Below are 2,520 nucleotides of genomic sequence, written 5' to 3' on the forward strand. Positions count from 1 at the left end.
CAGTTCGTCCGCTCCTCGATCGAAGCCGTGGTGCACACCCTGCTGGAAGCGATCCTGCTGGTGGTGATCGTGGTCATCATCTTCCTGCAGACCTGGCGCGCCTCCATCATCCCGCTGCTGGCGGTGCCGGTCTCCGTCATCGGTACTTTCGCGGTGATGATGGGCCTCGGCTTTTCGATCAACGCGCTGAGCCTGTTCGGGCTGGTGCTGGCGATCGGGATCGTGGTCGATGACGCCATCGTGGTGGTGGAAAATGTCGAACGCAATATCGAGCACGGCTTGTCCGCCAAGGAGGCGACCTATAAGGCGATGCGCGAAGTATCGGGACCGATCGTCGCGATCGCCCTGACCCTGTGCGCGGTGTTCGTGCCACTGGCCTTCGTCAGCGGCCTGACCGGCGAGTTCTTCAAGCAGTTCGCCCTGACCATCGCCATCTCGACCGTGATCTCGGCCTTCAACTCGCTGACCCTGTCGCCTGCCCTCGCTGCCCTGCTGCTGAAAAGCCGCGGCGCCAAGAAGGATGCTTTCCAGCGTCTGATCGACCGCTTCTTCGGCGGCTTTTTTAGCGTGTTCAACCGCTTCTTCCATCGCGCCTCAAGTGCTTATGGCGAAGGCGTGACCGGCATCCTGATACGCAAGTCCGCAGCGCTGACCCTGTACGCAGTATTGATCGGTATTACCGCGCTGCTGTTCCACACCGTGCCAACCGGCTTTGTGCCAGCCCAGGACAAGCAATACCTGGTAGGTTTCGTCAGATTGCCCAGTGCGTCTTCGCTGGACCGTACTGAAAATGTCATGCGCCAGATGTCCGACATTTTATTGAAACAACCTGGCGTGGAATCGGCCGTGGCCTTTCCTGGCTTGTCGATCAACGGCTTCGTCAACAATCCGAATTTTGGCATCGTATTCGCCATTCTCAAGTCGTTTGATGAACGCCGCGCCCCCGACCAGAGCGGCATCGCCATTGCGAAGCAGCTGAACCAGAAATTCTCGGCCATCCAGGGCGCCTTCATCGCCGTATTCCCGCCGCCGCCGGTACATGGACTGGGCACCATCGGCGGCTTCAAGCTGCAGCTCGAAGACCGCGGCGCACTGGGCAACCACGCTTTGAACGACGCTTTGCAGGCATTCATGGCGAAAGCTCAAAAAACGCCGGAATTGACTGGGATATTTTCCAGCTTCCAGATCAACGTGCCGCAACTGTACGCCGACGTCGACCGTGTCCGCGCCCAGCAACTGGGGGTGTCGATCCCTTCGGTGTTCGACACCTTGCAGATCTACCTGGGTTCCTTGTACGTGAACGACTTCAACAAGTTCGGCCGCACCTTCCAGGTTCGGGTCCAGGCTGATGCGCCGTTCCGCGCCCATGCTGAAGATATCGGCTTGCTGAAAGCACGCAACGACAAGGGCGAAATGGTGCCGCTATCCTCGCTGCTGAAAATGACGCAAAGCTACGGCCCCGACCAGGCGATGCGCTATAACGCCTTCCCTTCGGCCGATGTCAGCGGTGGCCCGGCGCCCGGCTACAGTACCGGCCAGGCCCAGGCAGCAGTAGAACGCATCGCGGCCGAGACCCTGCCGCGCGGCATCAGCTACGAGTGGACTGAAATCACCTATCAGGACAAGATCGCCGGCAACACGCTGTTCATCATCCTGCCGCTCTCGATCCTGCTGGTGTTCTTCGTGCTGGCTGCCCAGTATGAAAGTTTGACCTTGCCGCTGGCGGTGCTGCTGATCGTACCGATGGGCATCCTGTCAGCGATTTTCGGCGTCTGGCTGACCCGTGGCGACAACAATATCTTCACCCAGATCAGCTTGATCGTGCTGGTCGGGCTGGCCTGCAAGAACGCCATCCTGATTGTCGAATTCGCCCATGAGCTGGAGCTGCAAGGCCGCTCCATCTACGCCGCTGCAATCGAAGCCGCGCATCTACGCCTGCGGCCCATCCTGATGACTTCGGTCGCCTTCATCGCCGGTGTCGTGCCGCTGATCCTGTCGAGCGGCGCCGGCGCCGAAATGCGCCATGCAATGGGCGTGGCGGTGTTCTCGGGAATGATCGGAGTGACGGCTTTCGGCCTGTTCCTGACGCCGATCTTTTATGTACTGCTGCGTACTCTGGCGTCTCGCTTTACCAGTTCCAAGCCTGAAGAAAAGCAGCATGCAGGCCCTGCGCCGGCCAGCCGCGGCCCAGTTGCGCCAGCGCATGCCGCTGTGGCGCATATCGAAGGAATCTGACCATGAAAAGCTTTAACTTGAAACTGACTGCAATGATGGCAGCGCTGGTGCTGGCAGGCTGCTCCACCACCAAACCGCCAGAACAGGTCGCGGTCGACACCCCGGCCCAGTACCGCGAAGCGGCAGCGCTGGACGGCAGCTGGAAAGTGGCGCAGCCGGCTGACGCCGCCGACCGCGGCGCCTGGTGGTCGGTGTTCGGCGACGCCGAACTCAGCAAGCTGATCACGGACGCCACCCAGTCCAGCCCGACTCTGGTAATGGCCTTGGCACACGTCAAGGAAGCAC

At 60.6% G+C, this 2,520-nt stretch carries 1 protein-coding gene and 1 pseudogene; both read left to right on the forward strand.

Translation table 11 applies throughout. From position 1 onward, the window contains the following. A partial coding sequence (locus tag VNZ65_RS00360; protein WP_325664947.1) for an efflux RND transporter permease subunit occupies positions 1 to 2,235 on the forward strand: 2,235 nt, incomplete at its 5' end. 2 nt (positions 2,236 to 2,237) lie between these two features. Beyond that, a pseudogene (locus VNZ65_RS00365) lies at positions 2,238 to 2,520 on the forward strand (RND transporter); the annotation flags it as partial.

The sequence above is a fragment of the Collimonas sp. genome (genome assembly GCF_035566555.1).
GTDB lineage: Bacteria > Pseudomonadota > Gammaproteobacteria > Burkholderiales > Burkholderiaceae_D > Collimonas.